Raw genomic sequence first — 18,947 nt, 5'->3', positions numbered from 1 at the left:
TGCTGGGAGCCGGTCACAATGGACGATCCCAGACTGTCCGCCCATCCTGACTGGCTGAAGCAGTTCCGGGAGTTTGCCTGGAGCGACCTTGACAGCCTTACTATGCACCAGTCAGCCCGCATTGAGCGGACGGAAAAGGGCTTTCAGATCTGCATCTATAACCGCACAGACTACGATGCGCTTCTTGCCGGGCTGGAAAAGCAGGGGCTTTCGCTGCCTACGGCAGACGAGTGGGCCTATCTGTGCGGCGGCGGGTGCCGCACCCTGTTCCCCTGGGGGGATGGAATGGACTACTCCATGCACCTGCACCATTTTGAAAGCCCGGAGGATGAGGACAAGCCCTTTGATATGGAGGAGCCCAACTTCTTCGGAGTGTCCATCGCCTATGATCCCTATATGCGGGAGGTCGTGAAGGCCGAGCAGTTTACCACTTGCGGCGGTGATGGCGGGCGCAGCATCTGCGGCGGACTTGGAATCTTCCTTGGTTTCCTGCCCTGTTCGCCGCACTGCAAGCCGGAAGTGCAGGAGGACAAGGAACTGAACGGCGACTATGACTTTTACCGACCTATTATCCGGGTGGAGTTAATTTGAGAATACGGAGGGCAACATGAAGGAAACAACGCCTGATCTCACAAGAATCAGCAAATATATGAGTTTGATTCTGCGGCATAAGCCGCAGGTAATCGGCATCCAGTTGGATGCCCACGGCTGGGCCGATGTCAACGCACTGCTGGCAGGCATCAGCAAGAAATACCCCATCAATCGGGACATCTTGGAGGAAATCGTACAGAGCGATGAAAAGCAGCGGTATTCCCTCAGCGAGGACGGAACCAAAATCCGGGCCAACCAGGGCCACTCCATTCAGGTGGATGTGGAACTCCCCGTGACTGAACCACCGGAGACGCTGTACCACGGAACGGCCCGGCGGTTTGCTGCCTCCATCGAGGCCCAGGGACTGCTCCCCCAGAGCCGCCTGTATGTTCATCTTTCACCGGATCAGGAAACAGCGGAGAAAGTTGGGCGCCGGCATGGAGAACCTGTGATCTACCTGGTGGATGCCGGCCAGATGCACCGGGATGGATATCGCTTTTATTTATCCGCCAATGGAGTGTGGCTGACAAAGGTGGTCCCTGCTCCCTACCTGAAACGCTTAGAGGAGTGAATACCATGCGTACTGCGTATGGTACAGACAAGGTGAACAACACGCTCCGTCTTCTTTAAGAAAGAAAAAGGTATTTGGAGAACGACAAAATAAAATTTGAGATGGAGATTAAGAGCTAATATGACAGATATTCACGACTTAGTGCCAAAAAATAAATTTGATAGTTCAAATATAGAGAGGCTAAAACACCTTACTGACAATGAGATTGAGCCGATATTACCCTCTCTTTTGGAGTGGATACAGGACTGTAATTGGCCTGTTGCTAGTGATATTTTGCCGGTGCTCGCTTTACACCAATCATCGCTTGTCCCTTTAATTCATAGAGTTTTAAGTCCACATGAAAAAGACGACATATGGAAGTATTGGATTATCACCTGTCTGGCACCTCTTTTTTCCGATGAGAGCATAAATTGTATTCTCTCGGATATACAGAGGATTGCAAAAAGTCCTACACAGGGCGAATTAATAGAAGAAGTACATGAAGCCGCTGTCATCTTCTTGCAGAACAGACTATCAAAAACAGGTGGGTAATTTTCCATTTATCGTGGAGACAGCAAAGGCAACCGAGCCAGCAACGGTCAAGAGGAACTGCACATTTCATGAGCCACCGCTGACAGCCTCGCCTGTCTTTGCTGATGGGCAATCAAGCCGGTCTTTCGGCAGGTCGAGAACATCGCGGAAGAAAATTTGAATGTTTTATTGCGGGGACATACTGGCTGTGCCTTTACCAGCCAAAGTCCAATCGAAAGCAATCGCAACAAAAAACAGTGATTTTATAGCCTAAATATGATAAAATGTCACAAAAGGAGGTTGAGTCATGGATGTCGTGAAACTGCCCAAAAAAGTCCGTATGATCTGCTATGAGATTATGGACGGCAAAGAAGAAGCCTTGGACACCCTGGAATGCTTTGCCAGTAAATATCCCCATCAGGTGGCGGCGGTGAAGGCGGAGGTGGCCTATTTCAACTTGGACTATGAGCAGGCGCTGGACCTGGATCTCACCGTCCTCCCCTGGCTGGAGGAGTGGTATTACAGCAATGTGAGCGATGAGCACATGATTGCCATGACGGTGGCAGCCATCCAGCTCCACCGGGAGCAGGAGATGATCGATGCGCTGACAAAGGAACAGGCGCGCATCCGGGAGGAGAACGGCCGGCCCCAGCGGGACCGCTTCTGCGACATTTTGATGGACTACCTCAAGCGGGGCGTTATGCCCTTTGCGGACAACGACAAGAACTACCCCTACCATGAACCGGAGGAGCCACAGACAAAGGAGCAGCTCTGGGCAAAGCTGGCAGAGCAGAATAAAAAGCTCTCGCCGGACGATCCCGACGCCAAACGGAAGCTCTACAACCACTGCTGTATGTTCGGCACTGCCAAGGATGCGGTGGAGCTGTTCGAGGAGATTCAGGGCGTGCCCATGGCGGACTCCTCCTATCGGGACGCCATCGCTCGCTATCTCTACTTGGGTGAACGGGAGAAGGCGCTCCAGACCGCGGAGCGGCTGGCGACATCGCGGCTGTGGGCGGTGGCCGGGCCGACGCAGGTGCGTCCCATGTCCTTCTTTGAGGACCCGAACCTGCGGGAGTTTTTGCTGGAGCCGGAATCCCTCCGGCGCATCCGGGAAGCTGCCTTCATTGATGACGGGAGTTTGATCCGAAAGTAAATTGCTTGGGAATGGAGGATCTGCCATGAGTGAGGAGCTGGAACTGTACAAAGCATTCATTGACGGACTTGTGGAACGGAAAGACAGCATCACCGCCCGGTGGGTCAAGGGGGATGGCTTTCCCAGGACGGAGGACAACCAGGCGAAAAACGAGCTTCTCGCCGCGCTGACCCCGGAGCAGAAAGGTGTGCTGGCCGGACTGCTTCAGGAGGAACATATCGCGGGGATTCATACGACCCTCGCCTACCTCAATAAAATGATGGATCTGGATGGGCTGGAGCTGCGTCAGGACGAGGTATCCCTTCCCAACGACTATTTTGAGAGTCTGCACTATGGCTTCATCTGCCGTTGTGACGGAGATGAATGGCCGGAGTAAAAGGAGGTGTAACGAATGTATATCAAAAAATACTGGGGCAACTTTATCGGAGGCTCGGATGACAGCCTGAACCTTGTGGCCTTTTTGGCAGATCAAAACACAGAGGAAATTCCCCTTAGCGAGATTTTTGCCAAGATCGGGCTTGACAAGCAGAACTGGGACTTCCGCCAGACTGTGGAGTATCTGGAGTTCACCCACTCGGGTGGCGTGGAGATGGACTTCCACTTCGCCATTGATGTGGTCACTGACCTGGCTGCCATCCTGCTGGAGTGCAGCGTCAGCGGCAGTGTAAACCTCCAGGACCTGGACGAGTACAACACCCCCGCCCGCTGCATCCGCATCACCGCCACGCCAGAGGAACACGACGCCATGAAAAAGGCCCTGGCGGACTTTGCCCAGAGCCCGCAGGAATATGACCTCAGCGAGATGATGGACGCCGAGGAAATCCAGGAGATGGCTCGGGATGTGGAGGCGCTGCGTAAGGAACTGTACGAAGCCGCCGGACGAAACCGGGACTACCATATCAAAGCGGAGGATGTGAAAGAACTGCTCCCAAGCTGGGAAGGAGCCGACGGCTGCATCGCCACGGGCCGCATCACGGTGGAGGGCTGCAAGGTTGGCTACTGCTACCGGGAGAAGCCGGACGGCGACTGGGACAGCGGCTGGCGCTTCACCGCCGGTGATGAGAGCGACGCTTACATGGATGACCCCAACAATGCCGGTATTTACGGCCTCAACACCATCTGCAACGATGACCCCGATATTATCCCCTTGCTGAACACCCCCGCCCCCTGCGCCTTTGAGCGGGACGGGAATGGTGCGTTTCAGCCAATCGAAGACTGGAAACCAGAACAGGACGAGGAGGACCCGGATATGGATATTTTGCAGCAGTGTCAGAAGTGGCATGAGAAAGACCAGCACCAGAAGATCGTTGACGCCCTGACCGCCCTTCCCGAGACAGAGCGTACCCCGGAGACCGACATGGAGCTGGCCCGGGCCTACAACAATCTGGCAGTCCCCGGCGAGCCGGAGGGAAGAAAGTTACTGCGAAAAGCATTGGAACTGATGCAGCTCCACGAGGAGGAACTGGGAGACACTTATTCCTGGAATTTCCGCATGGGGTATGCCTATTATTATCTGGACCAGGAGGGCCGTGCCCTGCGGTATTTTGAAAAAGCTCTGGAACTGCATTCCGGTGATGATCCGAAACTCAACACCCGACAAGACATTGAGGAACTGATCGACTCGTGCAAGAAGGGCATTTCTCTGCCTCAGTTCTCGGAGTGCTTCCGGGAGCGGACGGAATCTACATGGAAGGACTTTGCTCGGCAGGAAGCCCAGCTTCGCCGGATGATGGACGAGGACAAGGACCACACCCGGGGCCAGGAGCTGGTGGACCGGGTGGAAGGGATTCTGAATCAGACGTTTGACGAGATCTCCTTCGAGATTGGTGTGGGCGGCGAGAAGTACGAGCTGATCCTCACCCCGGAGGGGGACAAGGTCAAGCTGTTTGAGCTGATCTATTTCCAGAAGCATGCCCCTAAGGAGGTGCTGGAGCACTGGAACATCCTTGTGGGCCGTCAGCCCATCCGAACCATCGGCCTTCGCACCGACGATGGCTGGGACATCTCCGGGGAGGATGTGCAGATTTGGCTGGAGCAGCAGGGCAAAAATCGCTTCGCCCTCTCCGCCTACTGCGAAAAGCTGCTGCCCATGCTCCGGGAGGCGGAGGGCCGGGTATGGTGGATGCTCACCACCCTCACCGACCAGGTGTTGGGCGAGATTTCCCACATGTGGTACATTGATGACTTCGATGTGCTTGAAAAGCCCAAGGCAGAGCCATCCATCCCCATGTCCCAGCTGCCGGACAAGCTGAAGGAAAAGGGAGCGAATCTTTCCACTGACCCGGAAACCTATCTGAAGAGCTACCTCGGCTACAAAATGGAACCCAACAAGGACCCAGAAGCCGACTGGCGGTTGGATGTGATGGTCGGCTCCACCATCTGTGTGCCGCTCATCAACGACTATCTGAACGCCGACAACGACTTTATGGATGACCTCCATGCCGACGGCGCGGTGGCAGGCTTCTTCTGCTATCCTTTGGATACTCTGCGGGAGGAGGAAGGAACGGATAAGATTTTTGACTTCCGGGAGAAGCTGGAGGAAGTGTTTGCCGCCGGGGACGGCCCCGAGGTGCTCACTCTGACTGGCGGAGCCACCGGCCTCTTCTGTGGCTATGTGGACTTCATCGCCTGGGACATCCGCGAGGCGCTCCGGATGGCAAAGAAGTTCTTCGAGGACAGCGACATCCCATGGGCCAGCTTCCACACCTTCCGCCGTGAAGCAGGCACGGTGAACGTGAAAACGCCGCCCGAGGAGGAGCCGGACAATGAGAATCAGGTCCCTGAGCTGGACGAGACGCTGACGGGTATGGACTATATCCCCTACACCCCGCAGAACGAAGAAGCATTCTTCCAGCAGCTGGAGCAGTGGAACGACGAGGACGAGTACACCCGCTGCATCCAGGCGCTGAACGCTATCCCGGAGGACCAGCGGAACTACCGCACCGCCTACGCCATGGCGCGGGCGCTGGAAAACTACGCAGTTTTGGGCGACCATCAGGAGGAGCTCCCCTACTACAAGGCAGAAAAAGCCCTGCTCCGGGCCATTGAGGTGCTGGAGTCCGTCCGGGAGGAGGGCCAGGACAAGGCCCAGTGGAATATGCGGATGGCTTATGGATACCAGTATCTCTACCATCAGGAGGAAAAGGCCATCCCCTACGCCCAGCGGTGGGCGGAGCTGGACCCACAGGACGAGAACGCCCTGGCGGTGATTCAGGAGTGCCAGGAGGAGATCGCAAAGCGGGCCGAGGCAGAGGCCGAGGACGAGAGTGACCACACAGGCGTCTTCACCGGCTTTGTGCTGCTGTCCAAGGCAGAATGGGATAAAGAGCAGTTCATCCGGGACATGAAAGAAAAGTGGGACATCGCCGTGGATGAATCCGACGCCAGCGGGGAGAAGGACGACGACGCCCTGGTGTTTGAGGTGGGCGATATGCTGGCCGCCGTCAGCCTGTCCACCTCTCCTATCCCCGGTGGGGAGGCCGAGGCCAACGCAGAAAACAACTATATGTGGGAGGATGCGGTCAAGATCGCCAGGGAGCACCGCGCCCACATCATGGCGGCGGTTCTCGGCAAAGAGGACGATCTGCTGGAAAAGGGCAAACTGTTCACCAAGATGCTGGCCGCCTGCTGCCGGCAGAAGTATGCCTCCGGCATCTATACCAGCGGCGTGGTGTTCGAGCCCCGGTTCTACGAGGGCTTTGCCGACATGATGAAGAACGGCGAGCTGCCCATTTTCAACTGGATCTGGTTCGGCCTGTACCGGAACGAAAACGGCATGAACGGCTATACTTACGGCATGGATGTGTTCGGCAAGGACGAGATGGAAGTGCTGGGCACCGACGCCAACCCCAACCAGCTGCGGGACTTCCTGGCCAGCCTTGTCTCCTATGTTCTGGAAAACGATGTGGAGCTCCAGGACGGGGAAACCATTGGCTTTTCCGCAGATGATAAGCACACCATTACCCGCAGCCCGGGAGTCTCTCTGCCCGACGATCAGATGACCCTGAAAATCTCCTGGGAACCGTCGGAGGGCGGCCCGGAAGATGAAGGAGAAGATGACCCGGACCCTGAAACGCCCGATGAACCGGACGGCGACGCGTCCCAGGATGAGGAAATCGGCGCTCCCGAGGTCTACTCCGAGAAGGAAATGGAGGCCATTGAAGGGCACATCCAGCAGTATTTCGGCGAGTTTGAAAATGTGTTCCACGAGCTGAGTTCCCCCGACATCCATGTGGACATCTGCGTGGTGCCGCCCTCTGAGGAACGGAACTACTATACGCTGGTCACCATGGGCATGGGTGCCCATCGGATGAATGTGCCGGAGGAACTGGCAGAGTACAAGCTGGAGCGGGCGGAGCTGGCCATCGCGCTGCCCAAGGATTGGAAGCTGAAGTACGAGGACCTGAAAAACGAGCGGTGGTACTGGCCCATCCGCCTGCTGAAAGACCTTGCCCGTCTGCCCATTGCCAGCGACACCTGGCTGGGCTGGGGCCACATCACAGACAACCAGGAGCCCTATGCCAATAACACGCAACTTTGCGCCGCCATCCTGACCGGCCCCCAGGGCACCGAGGATGGCAGCGAAGTCTGCCCCTTGCCAAACGGCGAGGAGGTCAACTTCTACCAGGTAATCCCCCTCTACCGGGATGAGATGGATTTCAAACTGGCCCACGACGCAGATGCTCTGCTGGATAAGATGGAGGGCATCAGCTTTGTGGTGAAGCCCAACCGCCAGGATGCCATCACTCGGGGCACTCTTTCCAATGATGATTTTGACAGTGAGATGGACGATGTCTCCTATCATATCGAGAGCATTGAGGAGAAGGGGCTGCCCATTGACCCCATAAATGCTTATAACCTCTTTGCCATTTACCTGCGCTGGTGCATAGAGCATGATCTGATGGGCAAGGACTTTCTGAACGAATACGGCGAAGTGGCCAAACAGGTCAAAGCCGACCCTGCCAGTGTGGATCTGCGGGCGTTTATTCGGGACAAACTGAACGGGCAGATTATGGTTCCGATGTTCAATAAGATTGGGCAAGCATTTACTTCTTACTACTATGGCGAACCTGACAGTCCCAATTTCCCTCGTGACATTGAAAACTATGCCTTGGAATATCTCGGCCCAGAAAAGTATTACTCCGATGAGTTCCAGTTTAAGGCCCCACTGTTCATCCCCTTTGACGAGGACTACTACCAGGCCATGGCAAAGGTGATCGAGGAACGCTTCACCAACTGGCAGGGACAGGACTTCGACGAGGACACGCTGGAACCCTCCGAACTGGCTGAGGCGTTGATGGAGTATCTGGACTGTGAATGCACCTATTTCCCCTCCATGAAGGACGATGATCCCATCATGTCGGCATACAGCTATGCCAAACGGGAAAGTGTCAAAGAAGGCTTTGTTCCGGTGCTCATCAAGGCGGATGACGAAACGCTGTTGGAGTGTCTGGTGATGAACGCCGACCCGGAACATGATGCGGACTTCCACGAATTTGACCTCAAAACCGTAACGGAGTATCGGAAGAAGATGCTCACCGCCCCCATCCTGGACGGCAAAACCGTTCTGGAGGAACGAATCGGCCAGCGCCGGGAGGAAGCCGAGGACGATGACATGGACTGGGAGGAAGATATCCTGGGCGAGATGGAGGGCGGCTATGAGAATAACCGTTTCTCCTGCTACTGGGATTCTGATACCGATATGACCCACCCTCTCATTCTGGCGAAAATTCCGGTCAAGAATCCCTGGGAGATCTTCGCCTGGCTGCCCTTCGGCACCTGGAACGACTGCCCCGACACACCGGAGCTAATGGCAGCGGCCAAATACTGGTTCGAGCGGTACGGCGCGGTGCCCGGGGCCATGAGCCATGACGAGCTGGAGTTTGCCCTCCCGGCCCCCGTCCCCAAAGAGAAGGCCGTGGATGCAGCAGTGGAGCTGTATGGCTTCTGCCCTGATGTCATCGATCAGGGACCAGAGGATGCCACTGTAGGCGCTCTGGCGGATGTGCTGCGGCAGTCTACCGTCTGGTATCTCTGGTGGGATTGATGTAGGAGGTGCCTTGGCAAGCAATGCAAACCAAAACACTGACCATTCAACTGAACGATGAACAACTGCCCATCCTCCCAGTGGAACCGGAAGCCCACCTCTCCTTTACCACTCATGCTGATGGAAATGAATTGGAGCTAACGGGAAACCGGGCAGGGCTGCTTCTATTGGCGAAAGCCGCTTTGGGTATGGCAGAAACTCTTCGCGGGGATGGATTCCACATCCATCTGGATGACCTGTATAGCATCAACTCCGAGGGAAAAAGCATCCTGATCCGAAAGGAGGAACGGCCATAACCATGATTGAAAAAACCTTCCTCAACCCCGCCACAAACAAGCAGTGGCGGATTGAAATTGACGGACATACCATCCGAACCTGCCTGAACGGCGGGAAGGTCAAGGAGATTCTGTGCGATTCCGCCTTCCAGGTCAAGAGCAAGGCGGCCAGCGCCATGATGGGCCAGATGCGGAAAGGATTCATCTATCAGAATCCAGACGCCGTTGTTGGGCAGGCGCGGTGCCATCGGTTTGTCGGCAAGGACAGCAACGGCTTTATGCCCTTGGCTGCCGCCCTCACACGGGATGACTTCTTCCTGACGAGGATAGCCGGAGATTTTGAGGATGAGATCCTCTACCACTTCGATGGCAATGGAGAAATCCTCGAAACAGTCTCTCTGGGTGCCAAGCGGATGACCTATGAGCAGGTCCTCTGCCCCAATAATACCTTGCTGCTGAACAACGGCTATCTTTTGGAGCAGCTTTCTCTCCTCACTCATACGATCACGCCATTCGCCAACAAGAAAAACAGCATGAAAACCATGCTGGATGCCAGCGGCGACCTGGCCCTGTGGTACACGGGCCAGGAAATCGTGGTCTTTGATTTTGGCAGCAGCACGGAGGTATGGCGAGAAACGGTAAAATGCAAGAAGTCAAAAGACCCGAATTTTGCCTATTACTGCTTTGGGATGCTCTCTCCCCGGCAGAGCAAAGCGGCCTACCGCGTCACCGAGGGTGAGTATGTGCTGGTCGATTTAAAGTCCGCCCAAAAAGTAGTGATTCCCAATGCGGGCTGGCATCCCTTTTTCTCACCGGATGACCAGTGTTTCTCGGTGGGCGGCAAGTTCTATCTGACCCAGACCGGAGAGGAGATGGACAATCCTTTCCCATTTTCTGTCCGGCAGGGGCTGAGTTTTTCGGATACCTGTACAGTGAGGACAAGGGGCAGCCTGATGGCCGTTCAGCAGGATCGTGGCAGCTCCCCCATAGAGCTGTGGGATACCGGAAGCGGCCAGCTGCTGGCCACCATGGACGACCCCTTTGTGGTGCGGCAGGTGAATTTTGCCTTTACCAAGAGCGGACTTGTCCTGCACACCGATTACGGGGCCATGAGCATCTATTCCTGCGCCCTCTGAAACGGAGAAATGAACTATATTTATTTTTACGATGAGAAAATGGAGGGGGCACAATGAACTTTAGCGAAGCAATGCAAATGCTTGGAACCAAGTTGCAAGGAAAGTACGGGCATTTAGGATTCAAGTATAAAAAATCCGACAAAACACTTACGAGGCACAGTAAAAATTACACCTATATGATTGCGTTTTCCTCATTCGGCGGGAACACAAAGGATAGCATAAGCATAGAGGTTTGCTATATAATCAACACCCGTCCATACGACCCTTATGGTTATGCCAAACCAGACATCAACACACAACCACTGTTTTACAGTTTAAGAGACAATGAAATATATCTTGATATAGGAAATGAAGAAAAAATCAACAATACCTTTGAGATTGTTTGTCAGTGGATGGATAAATTACTGATTCCAAAAATGAATGAACTTTGTGCTACCGAGTAATATGGAAGTGATGGTTGGGAAAGAGCGTGGACACCTATGAACAAAGAATCATTGACTGAAAAACTCCTGGACCTGGTTGAGGGCCGGGAAACACCTGAAACCTGGTGGAGCTGGTGGGACGAACATGAGACGGAGTTGGAAACTCTGCTGGGTAGGGAGGAATTTCTAAAACTGAAGCCCCGCCGACACGGTTTTCAGTGGGTCCCAGTGCTGACCAGCCAAAAGGGAGCCATCGCCATTCTGGAAAAGAGAGGCACACCATTTGAGGCCAGCAATCTCTACCAGGAGCGGTATCTGGCCGAACTGGACGCTTTCTGCAAGGAGCAGGAGCGAGTGCAGCGGGAAAAGCAAAAGGAATTCAAGGCCAGCCACCCGGAACTATTTGGCCGATACCCCAAGTTCTCCAAGGCGCTGGCAAAGGTGCTGGACCTCTCTGATGAGATCAAGCCTGCCGCCACGGAGGAGCAGATTGGGAATCAAGAAAGCGTGCTGGACTTCACGCTCCCGTCCCAGGTGAGGGAGTTTTTCCTGCTGACCGCAGGCATCCAGGCATCCACAGGCGTGATACTTTCCCTTTCCGGGATGTTTGATCTGACCATCCATGGAGAGAGGTATTGTGTGCTGGGCGAGTTCTGGAAAGAAGCGGACGGCGACCAGCTCCTGCTCCGCCCCGGAGAGGAAACCATCTGGTACTACGCCCATGAGCAGGACAAGGTAAAGCGCCTCTGCAATGATATGACAGAACTGCTGGAGAAGAAACTGGCGAGGTATCTCAATGAGCAATAAAAACAGCGCGGCGGTTGAGAGCTGAACTGTAAATGGATGAAGGAAAAATGAACAATGACATTAGAAGAAATGTTCTGTGATCTGTACGATAAATATGGTAAGGATTTTAACTGGTATCTGCTTCCCCTCACACAGGCGGACGGAGCATTTGTCGTTGAACTAAACAAAGAAATAGGACAAGGCCACTTCTTATCCGGCAAAAAAATCCGGGCGGTTGCGAAGTGTGATTTCAATGATGATGTGCTATATGTTGTCAGAAGCGGAATAGGAAGGGACATCTACTATATGTTCCATTTGACTTACTCAGCACATAATGCGGACGGATTTCCCCGGTATGTGGAGTTTACAGATCTATTTGCAGTAAAAGAATTTATAGAACGATCATATATCGAGAATTGTATGTAATCTTTAAATTTTAATCAATTGGGAAGTTTACCTTACCCGCAGCCACAGCCGAAAGGAGGCGGTCGCTATGCCAACTTGGAGCGGAATCCGGAACAAGCTGGAAAATGATTACCTGTGCCCGGCGCTCCGGGGCCACATCCAGTATTTTGCCACCAGTTACAGCAAAAGCGCTGACCATGAGGGCCGGGCAGCCATTCGCATGGACGGTGTGGAAGTGCTGCGGAGCAACTACTACACCTATTTTGAGAATGTGTGGACAAAATTTCATCACCTGCGGTCCACAACGCTGAAAGATTGCGACTCCGCAAAAGAGGCCATCAACCAGGCTCATGCCTTTGCGCTGGAGCAGGGCACCTTTGACCAAAAGGTGTTCTATGAGGCGTTTGGTATCTTTGACAACCAGAGCATTGAGAAAAGCCTTGTCAGCGAGAATCCTCTTGTCCGCATCTTTGCCCTTCTGGACCGCAGGCTGGGAAAACGCCGCCTGCTGGCTTTGGAGGAATCCATGGAGCGGGAGCTGCCCTGGGTGCGGGCCTTCTATGTGATTCGGATGCAAGCCGAAGGGCTGATGGAAGCGAATAACATTCAGGAGGGAACTACCATGTCACAGATTGCATCCTTTTATCTTCTCAAAGACGGCCAGCGGCAGGAACTGTCGGGCGGCGACTGTTCCGGCGCGGTCTATATGGCCATCTGGGACTGGTGTGAGAGCGAGCTGGATCTGGATGTCCGTTTTCCTGCTCCCCAGACGGAGGACACCCTGGACTGCGCTCTGCTGGAGGGAGAGCTGGCAGCCGATTTGCTGTCGGCACTCCGGGAACGAAATCTCCCGGAGCTGGCTGCTGAAATTGCCCCGGACTGGGACCTGCCCGCAGAGACGATACAAAGCGGGCTGGAAACACTGCGCTCCCATCTGGAGCTGGTGCAAGGCAATACTTCCCTGCTGTATGAAATGACCTGAACAGCAAAGCCGCAGACGAGGTACTTTGTATGAACCGTTATTGGTGGGTTTTGATTCCTGTTATTTTCCTGGCAGCCTTTTCCGGCCCCATTGCCGCGGCTGTAAAAACCGATGGGAAGCTGAAAAAAGTAATTTTGGTTTTTTCTGCAGGTGTGGTGTTCGTGTGCAGCATCGCAATCATTGCTTCCCTGTTTGCGAAATAGGGATATGCTACTGCTACTAAAGAAGGAGGCATTACAATGGGACTTGACATCTACGCTGGAACCTTGACCCGGTACTATTCTCACAACTGGAAGACCATCGTTCAGCAGTGGGCGGAGGAAAACGGATACGCCTTTAACCGGATTACGCCGGATGGAGAAGCTGCTGACAACGACGAAGAACTGTCCCCGGCTGAGGTTCAGTCGGCGGTGGAGAACTGGCGGGATCAGATCTTGAGCGCCATTTCTCAGCCGGGCCAGCCCCCCTACGCTCCCTGGCCGGAGGATAACGAGAAGCCCTATTACACCGACAAGCCGGACTGGGATGCCTTCGGCGCTATGCTGCTGGTGGCCGCCTGCCATACATACGAGGAACCGGTGCCCCCCACCGTGGAGAAAGACTGGGACTTCATGGAAAACCCTATGATCGCCCGTCTTGCGGGAGATAACGAACGGGTATGGTCCCTGTTCCGCGGGGCTACCTGGTGGCTGCCTCTGGCGGACGCATTCTTCTTCCAGGCACCTCTGCCCACCGATAACACCGCCGCCATCGCCACAGTGGGCGGACTGCGGAAGGAGCTGGAGAAGCTGAACCAGCTGGCGTGGCAGGCCGACGAGGATACCATCCTGGCTTGGGCAGACACGGAGGGATACCCGATAGACGGAGCCATAGACGCAGATGGACACTACAGCAAGGCGGAGATCCCGGAACACACGCAGTATGATACCCAATCCCTGGCCAAGTTTGCCTTCTCCATGTTCTGGCGGGCCATGCGGTTTGCCGAAGAACAGCGGGTGCCTATCCTGCTGGATTATTAAGGAGGGCTTTTATGGGATACGATGTAAGTTTTCACCCAATCTCACCAGAGGAAATACGGGAATGGTACTTTACGCCCCTAACCTGGATACGGCAGGGACAGGAAGAAAAGGTTCTGACCCTTGCCGCGCAGCATGGAATCGAGGATTTCTATGCGGAGAAATATCTGGACACTCTGCGGGTTGGGGCAGAGACAGAACCGGACGAGCTATTTGACAAGAGCCACGGCTTTTATATTGCGGTGGTCCAGGGCTTTTTCCGGGACTACTATTACACCAGAGGGAGCAGCTTTTCCTTTCTGATGGAGGAGAAGCCGGAATATGCCCGGTACTTCACCCCGTGGGCGCAGGTGGTGCCGGCTGTCCTTCCCAACCCGGCAAAAAATCAGATCCTTGAAAACTACTGCTCCGGCGTGTACCTGTCTCCCAATCAGGTTTTGCAGCTTCTCCGGGATCTGAAGCAGGAGCCAAAGGTACTGGAAGATCTGGAGAGACATTGGAGCGATGGGCAGTTTGCTGTTCTGAAAAAGGCTCTTACCGCTGCGGCTGAACTGGGTGCTGGCCTGCTGGAAGCTACCGAAGTAGTGGAGCCGAATCCCCTCCGACCGAATGAAAGTACAAGTTACTCCAACCTGTTCCACTGCGACCGTGATGGGGTGTATCTCTATATCGACATGGCCATGAAACAGATCGCCCAAGCAATGGCGCAAAACAAGGACGACCCGTGAAGGCAGAAGTTGAATTCCAGAAAAAGTTTTGCCAGGAGGTGGAGACCGTGGAGCAAAAACGCCCGGCAGATATATTTCAGGAGCTTCTGGACTACCTGTGGAACGGCCTGGACCTGGAGGAAAAGGGCTGGAAGCGTCTGAAAAAAGGCGACTTCAAAAAGAAAACGAAAAACGGGCTGACCTATCAGATCTGGTTTGACCGGAGCCACTACAACTACATAGACTACGAAATCGGCCATGGAAATGTGGAGGTGGGCTTCAGCTGTATTATAAAGCAGGGAGATGACTACCTCTACTCTTTCAGAATTGAACCCACAACAGGCGGTTCATTCTTTCGGATGCTGACAGAGGACCTGCGGCTGAACACCGGGCTGCTGGACACCTTCCTGCCCCTGGTCAAAGCCAACTACCTCGACTTCATCGACCGCTTCGAGGCAGACCCCGTGGAGGCATTACAGCCGGTCTGCGCCCCCTTCACCGAGGCGGAGGACTACAGCTGGCGCATCCATGTGGACGAGCAGATGGTGGAACGATACGGGACAGTGGAACAGCTGGCGGAGTACCGCCGTCAGGCAGAATTGCGCGGAACGCCGGAGTGCAAGGCGAAGACCCATACTGGAAAGTTGCTGTTCTACCAGTCCCATGCCAAGGATGTGGATCATGCCTGGGCCTCAAGCCGCACCAAAGAGGAACTGGACCAGGTGGTGGAACCCTTTGTGCAGGCCATGCGGCAGACAGGACAGTGGACACAGGAGGATGAGGCGGGCTATCATCTCTACCGGCAGGAGACAGACCCAGAGAAGCGCACCTTTCGGGCCTGGTATCTCATCGCCAATCCCCAAGGCCTGCCGAAAGAGTTTGTCCAGAGAGAGCTGGAGTTCCGGTGGAAGCTGTTCGCTAACAGACCGAAAGAAGGAAAATGAACGAAATGAACGGTATAATTGTTCTGATTTGCGGTTTTCTGCTTCTCATGGCCATAAAACTGCTGATAGAACGCAATTTCATTGGACTGATCCTGTTTTGCGTGGCTCTTTTTTTAGTTTTTGGAGTAACTCCACACACAAAGTAGTGATTGTCCATTGCCGCATGATCTACTGCTATAAGGAGGAAATCGAATGAGCAATAAAGTGTTCAAGCAGAACCTGAACGACAAAAAAGGCCCCCAGCCCGGGGGACCTTACCTCATTCAAATGCTGTTCAAAGAGCCAGTGCCCATGCCGGACAAGGAAAGCATGACTGCTGTAATGGAAAAGCACATCGGCGGAGTGGAGTGTTTCAGTTACGATAAGAAAATGGCGGGCTTTGCCGCCCTGGACCATATCGCGGAATTTCAGGATGGCAAATGCCCGGTGCAGCTGATGGTAATGAAATGCGACAAGTTCAAGGGAAAAGGCTTTGACGCTTTTCTGATGAGCCAGATGTGGGACTGCCAGGAGGACCGGGACCGGATCTTCCGGGAGTGCCGATATCAGGTGATCGCTACCGATATGCTGGCGGCTGCCCTTCCGAATTTGGAACGGGCCAACCTGGACACTGACTTCTTGGACGCTCTGGCGGAACTGTACCCTACCTGTGAGGCGTTCTATTTCCAGAACTGTGGCAAACTATTTCTGGCAGAGGATGTATGCTCCCACCAGATCGAAGGGCCGGACCGGTTCATACAATTCGGGGTGAATGTGCGTTTCTTTAACATCCAGGGCACCGAGGATATGCTGATCGACACGGTGGGCATGAGCACACTATATCTGCCGGACCTGCAATATCACTTCCACGACATGGACCCCAACTGGGTGGTCAATCACGCTTACAACTTGGCCTCTTACATCCTGGCCAACGACAATCCCATTCAGGACGGCGAAACGGTGGATGGCGTCGAGGATGGGCAGATGAGCCGGAATCTGCAATGGAAGTGCCAGTATGAGGACGCTTTGATTCAGCCGCCCAGAGCTGTGCTGGATATTCATATGGGAACTTTTGCTTCGGGCGGGCGCTAATTTTCTCCTTTAATCCTTTCTGGATTATTAAAAGTCTGCATCAAGGCAGACACGGTCAAAGAAAATGACGCGTACTTCATCCGTTCAGGTAGCACAGAGCGTGTATACAAATCAATATCCCAGCTTTTGCTGCGTTCTTCCAAAAGCCGCCGCACTTCCTGTGCAGCGGCTTTTCGCTCTTTGGGAGAGATTTCGCAATCCAATACAAACGCGATGGAGTACAGCCCATTATCATTCAATATGTTCGTAGCCCGGTGTGCATGGTGTAGCCTTCGTACAATTGCCTCTGGCCAGACAATAGGAACAGATCATCAGCCGGCTTGACGGTAACCGTTTTCCGTTTTACGATGCCGGTTTTCTCTTTGACATCCATCTCGACTTTTGCGCGGAAGCCTTTTTCGTTGGAGATAGACAGAAACCGGACGTATGCCTGGTTGTGGCCGCCCTCGACCTGACTGGAGAACACTGAAATCCGCTTCACTCACCCCAGCCGGAAAGCGTCAACCGGTAAAGCAGGTTAATCTTTTCCCGATAAGTTGCGGAATACCGCAGCACACATGGGGTTCAGCGAGCGGATCGCTTCTTTCGCTTTAGGGGTGTTGTCCACACTCTGCGGTTCGTCTTGGAAACCCTGGTTTTTGAATTTAAGTTTCATTATTAACATCCATCGAATCTTTTCCTTCTTGGTTTCGCATCACTTGAAACGTATTATCTGTCTTTACCCCCTCCTTATCGGACAGCTGTAGGTTTACTTTAGCCGCTTGCGGTATAGAATTATTTTTTGCTAGACTAGTAACGTTGTCAAGAATATACTTTATCTGGTCATCAGTCAGTTTATGATGTATTACGCACTTGATTTCTGTGGCATCGCCTGTCTCAAACTCTGTCTTTACCATTATTTCACAAAAAGAAGAACCTTCATCAATATTTTTATTTTTTCTTAGAAATTTTAACAGGTTTTTTATCAAATCGGCAGTAACGCTTGAAAGAACACTGACAAAAAAATCAAGTACTGTGTTATTATCAACTGAACAATGAAAAATAACTGAATGAGTAATCCTGCGATTAAGTTGCAAACCTATTGGCTCTGCACTCAATTCCGTTGTTTTGTTTATCCTTCTTCGCTCTACAACCGCTGCCCAACCATACATTTGCAATCTATTGTCTAACTCTTTGATCCATAATTCATCATCGGTTGATAATGTCCCATATATTTTCACTATATTACTCATTTATTGATTTCCTTTCAAACCAGCTTCAGCTCAATATGCCGGTCCCGCAGAATGTAGTGGGCATTTGCCATGGCTGTATCGCGGTGGTAAAGCAATCTCGGGACATAATCATCTTGGCCGGGACATAGTCGGCCATAGCCTGCATGTCTTCCGGCTCTACGAATTCTGCCAGGCAGATCAGGAGCAGGCAGTCCTCACCCACTTCGTAAACAGGCTTGCCATTTGATGTCCAGCTGCTGCACCGGATAGGTCAGAGAGACGCCCAGTTTGAGCATCACTTCGTATACCATATCCAAGTCAGAGCGCTCCGGCTTGATTCGGCGGACCATTTGGTTCGTCCGCGTCTCCATCCGCAATCGGGGTAGTATCCCAGAGCTTCATATTGGAGGTATCCAGCTTGAACACCTTGAAGCCGATATCAAGGGGGGCCTTCTCTCCGACCATGCTGAGTTGTCCGTCCTTCGTTTCGGTCAGCTTCTTTCCAGCACGGCAGATTCGCTCTTTGCCAATCTCACAGATACTGGGATAACTAAGCAATCCAGTTTGCCTTCGCTGACGCACTCCGGGAAAACCGAGCGCAACTTGTCCAGGTTGGCTTGCTCAAGGTTCATGGAAAGGCCGTCAATTTTGTTAGACATTATTAGCATCCTCTATTTTATTTTCTTCCTCCAGTAGTGCTGAAAGGCGATCATTTATCTCAGAATAATACTTTTTGTTCTTAAAATGATATTGGACAAGATGAATGGTGAGATAAATAAGAGCGACAGCTGAAATAACAAAACATACTATACTACCAATGAAAAGAACAGTTAGACCATTGCTAGGAGATTTTCTCCAAACAACCCATTCTTCAATATAACTTTGCTCGACAATATTTAGCTCTGAAATGCCGTTAAATCTATAGTCAAATTCCAGAGTTACTATTCCATCTGAGATAATATCGAAATCAAACGATTCCCCAGGGTTTAGTGTAAAACTACTAGGGTGTATCTGAGAAGTCGGCTCATATGTGCAAAATGGAGAAAATGACAGCAGAAGCAGCAAGGAAAAGAAAAGCCTGAAAAGAATCCGCTCTCTTATCATAGCGGGTAGCGATC

General features: G+C 53.0%; 19 protein-coding genes and 2 pseudogenes. 18 read left to right on the top strand and 3 right to left on the bottom strand.

The features are described 5' to 3' along the window. The 18 genes and pseudogenes from B5E67_RS14140 to B5E67_RS14060 form a co-directional block, all read left to right on the top strand. Positions 1 to 591: pseudogene (locus B5E67_RS14140) on the top strand (hypothetical protein); the annotation flags it as partial. A 16-nt stretch (positions 592 to 607) separates the two neighbouring features. Beyond that, positions 608 to 1,162, top strand: a complete 555-nt coding sequence (locus B5E67_RS14135) for an RNA 2'-phosphotransferase (protein WP_087385765.1) — start codon at positions 608 to 610, stop codon at positions 1,160 to 1,162. A 120-nt stretch (positions 1,163 to 1,282) separates the two neighbouring features. Next, on the top strand, positions 1,283 to 1,693 hold the full coding sequence (locus tag B5E67_RS14130; protein WP_087385764.1) for a DUF5071 domain-containing protein: 411 nt from the start codon (positions 1,283 to 1,285) through the stop codon (positions 1,691 to 1,693). A 286-nt stretch (positions 1,694 to 1,979) separates the two neighbouring features. Continuing rightward, entirely contained in the window at positions 1,980 to 2,828 is an 849-nt protein-coding gene (locus tag B5E67_RS14125; protein WP_087385763.1) for a hypothetical protein, read from the top strand. A gap of 25 nt (positions 2,829 to 2,853) precedes the next feature. Next, positions 2,854 to 3,204: a DUF6547 family protein gene (locus B5E67_RS14120; protein ID WP_087385762.1), complete on the top strand. Its 351-nt coding sequence runs from the start codon at positions 2,854 to 2,856 to the stop codon at positions 3,202 to 3,204. Positions 3,205 to 3,219: 15 nt separating this feature from the next. After that, a complete protein-coding gene (locus B5E67_RS14115; protein ID WP_087385761.1) occupies positions 3,220 to 8,874 on the top strand; it encodes a DUF2185 domain-containing protein in 5,655 nt (1,884 codons plus the stop codon). A 23-nt stretch (positions 8,875 to 8,897) separates the two neighbouring features. Further along, positions 8,898 to 9,170: a hypothetical protein gene (locus B5E67_RS14110; RefSeq protein ID WP_087385760.1), complete on the top strand. Its 273-nt coding sequence runs from the start codon at positions 8,898 to 8,900 to the stop codon at positions 9,168 to 9,170. Positions 9,171 to 9,172: 2 nt separating this feature from the next. Then, positions 9,173 to 10,285, top strand: coding sequence for a hypothetical protein (locus B5E67_RS14105; RefSeq protein WP_087385759.1), 1,113 nt, complete (start codon positions 9,173 to 9,175; stop codon positions 10,283 to 10,285). A gap of 53 nt (positions 10,286 to 10,338) precedes the next feature. Next, on the top strand, positions 10,339 to 10,728 hold the full coding sequence (locus B5E67_RS14100; protein WP_087385758.1) for a hypothetical protein: 390 nt from the start codon (positions 10,339 to 10,341) through the stop codon (positions 10,726 to 10,728). Between the two features lie 36 nt (positions 10,729 to 10,764). Next, positions 10,765 to 11,514, top strand: a complete 750-nt coding sequence (locus B5E67_RS14095) for an SMI1/KNR4 family protein (protein WP_087385757.1) — start codon at positions 10,765 to 10,767, stop codon at positions 11,512 to 11,514. Positions 11,515 to 11,568: 54 nt separating this feature from the next. Beyond that, positions 11,569 to 11,919, top strand: coding sequence for a hypothetical protein (locus tag B5E67_RS14090; protein WP_087385756.1), 351 nt, complete (start codon positions 11,569 to 11,571; stop codon positions 11,917 to 11,919). Positions 11,920 to 11,986: 67 nt separating this feature from the next. Next, positions 11,987 to 12,493: pseudogene (locus tag B5E67_RS14085) on the top strand (hypothetical protein); the annotation flags it as partial. Between the two features lie 27 nt (positions 12,494 to 12,520). Further along, complete coding sequence (locus B5E67_RS16135) at positions 12,521 to 12,880, top strand: hypothetical protein (RefSeq protein ID WP_087385767.1); 360 nt, start codon at positions 12,521 to 12,523, stop codon at positions 12,878 to 12,880. 29 nt (positions 12,881 to 12,909) lie between these two features. Then, positions 12,910 to 13,083, top strand: a complete 174-nt coding sequence (locus tag B5E67_RS15515) for a protein CrcB-like protein (protein WP_143405436.1) — start codon at positions 12,910 to 12,912, stop codon at positions 13,081 to 13,083. Positions 13,084 to 13,119: 36 nt separating this feature from the next. Next, positions 13,120 to 13,899 (top strand): hypothetical protein, encoded by a 780-nt coding sequence (locus tag B5E67_RS14075; protein ID WP_087385755.1) that lies wholly within the window; start codon positions 13,120 to 13,122, stop codon positions 13,897 to 13,899. An 11-nt stretch (positions 13,900 to 13,910) separates the two neighbouring features. Beyond that, a complete protein-coding gene (locus tag B5E67_RS14070) occupies positions 13,911 to 14,624 on the top strand; it encodes a hypothetical protein (protein WP_087385754.1) in 714 nt (237 codons plus the stop codon). Positions 14,625 to 14,671: 47 nt separating this feature from the next. Continuing rightward, a complete protein-coding gene (locus tag B5E67_RS14065; protein ID WP_087385766.1) occupies positions 14,672 to 15,547 on the top strand; it encodes a spondin in 876 nt (291 codons plus the stop codon). 192 nt (positions 15,548 to 15,739) lie between these two features. After that, complete coding sequence (locus B5E67_RS14060) at positions 15,740 to 16,618, top strand: DUF4261 domain-containing protein (protein ID WP_087385753.1); 879 nt, start codon at positions 15,740 to 15,742, stop codon at positions 16,616 to 16,618. A gap of 644 nt (positions 16,619 to 17,262) precedes the next feature. Here B5E67_RS14060 and B5E67_RS15510 read toward each other — a convergent pair. From B5E67_RS15510 to B5E67_RS15655, 3 genes are all read right to left on the bottom strand, one after another. Further along, entirely contained in the window at positions 17,263 to 17,850 is a 588-nt protein-coding gene (locus B5E67_RS15510) for a hypothetical protein (protein WP_143405435.1), read from the bottom strand. A gap of 470 nt (positions 17,851 to 18,320) precedes the next feature. Further along, positions 18,321 to 18,488, bottom strand: a complete 168-nt coding sequence (locus tag B5E67_RS15660) for a hypothetical protein (protein ID WP_158098905.1) — start codon at positions 18,486 to 18,488, stop codon at positions 18,321 to 18,323. Next, on the bottom strand, positions 18,481 to 18,947 hold a 467-nt coding region (locus tag B5E67_RS15655), incomplete at its 5' end, for a hypothetical protein (RefSeq protein WP_158098904.1). The genes B5E67_RS15655 and B5E67_RS15660, both read right to left, overlap by 8 nt.

This window comes from Faecalibacterium sp. An122 (genome assembly GCF_002160895.1).
Lineage (GTDB): Bacteria > Bacillota > Clostridia > Oscillospirales > Ruminococcaceae > Faecalibacterium.
This window is presented reverse-complemented; position numbering and strand designations above follow the sequence as displayed.

Coding starts and splice junctions, on each gene's coding strand:
- B5E67_RS14135 (WP_087385765.1), top strand. CDS start 608: ATGAAGGAAACAACGCCTGATCTCACAAGAATCAGCAAATATATGAGT.
- B5E67_RS14130 (WP_087385764.1), top strand. CDS start 1,283: ATGACAGATATTCACGACTTAGTGCCAAAAAATAAATTTGATAGTTCA.
- B5E67_RS14125 (WP_087385763.1), top strand. CDS start 1,980: ATGGATGTCGTGAAACTGCCCAAAAAAGTCCGTATGATCTGCTATGAG.
- B5E67_RS14120 (WP_087385762.1), top strand. CDS start 2,854: ATGAGTGAGGAGCTGGAACTGTACAAAGCATTCATTGACGGACTTGTG.
- B5E67_RS14115 (WP_087385761.1), top strand. CDS start 3,220: ATGTATATCAAAAAATACTGGGGCAACTTTATCGGAGGCTCGGATGAC.
- B5E67_RS14110 (WP_087385760.1), top strand. CDS start 8,898: ATGCAAACCAAAACACTGACCATTCAACTGAACGATGAACAACTGCCC.
- B5E67_RS14105 (WP_087385759.1), top strand. CDS start 9,173: ATGATTGAAAAAACCTTCCTCAACCCCGCCACAAACAAGCAGTGGCGG.
- B5E67_RS14100 (WP_087385758.1), top strand. CDS start 10,339: ATGAACTTTAGCGAAGCAATGCAAATGCTTGGAACCAAGTTGCAAGGA.
- B5E67_RS14095 (WP_087385757.1), top strand. CDS start 10,765: ATGAACAAAGAATCATTGACTGAAAAACTCCTGGACCTGGTTGAGGGC.
- B5E67_RS14090 (WP_087385756.1), top strand. CDS start 11,569: ATGACATTAGAAGAAATGTTCTGTGATCTGTACGATAAATATGGTAAG.
- B5E67_RS16135 (WP_087385767.1), top strand. CDS start 12,521: ATGTCACAGATTGCATCCTTTTATCTTCTCAAAGACGGCCAGCGGCAG.
- B5E67_RS15515 (WP_143405436.1), top strand. CDS start 12,910: ATGAACCGTTATTGGTGGGTTTTGATTCCTGTTATTTTCCTGGCAGCC.
- B5E67_RS14075 (WP_087385755.1), top strand. CDS start 13,120: ATGGGACTTGACATCTACGCTGGAACCTTGACCCGGTACTATTCTCAC.
- B5E67_RS14070 (WP_087385754.1), top strand. CDS start 13,911: ATGGGATACGATGTAAGTTTTCACCCAATCTCACCAGAGGAAATACGG.
- B5E67_RS14060 (WP_087385753.1), top strand. CDS start 15,740: ATGAGCAATAAAGTGTTCAAGCAGAACCTGAACGACAAAAAAGGCCCC.
- B5E67_RS15510 (WP_143405435.1), bottom strand. CDS start 17,850: ATGAGTAATATAGTGAAAATATATGGGACATTATCAACCGATGATGAA.
- B5E67_RS15660 (WP_158098905.1), bottom strand. CDS start 18,488: ATGTCTAACAAAATTGACGGCCTTTCCATGAACCTTGAGCAAGCCAAC.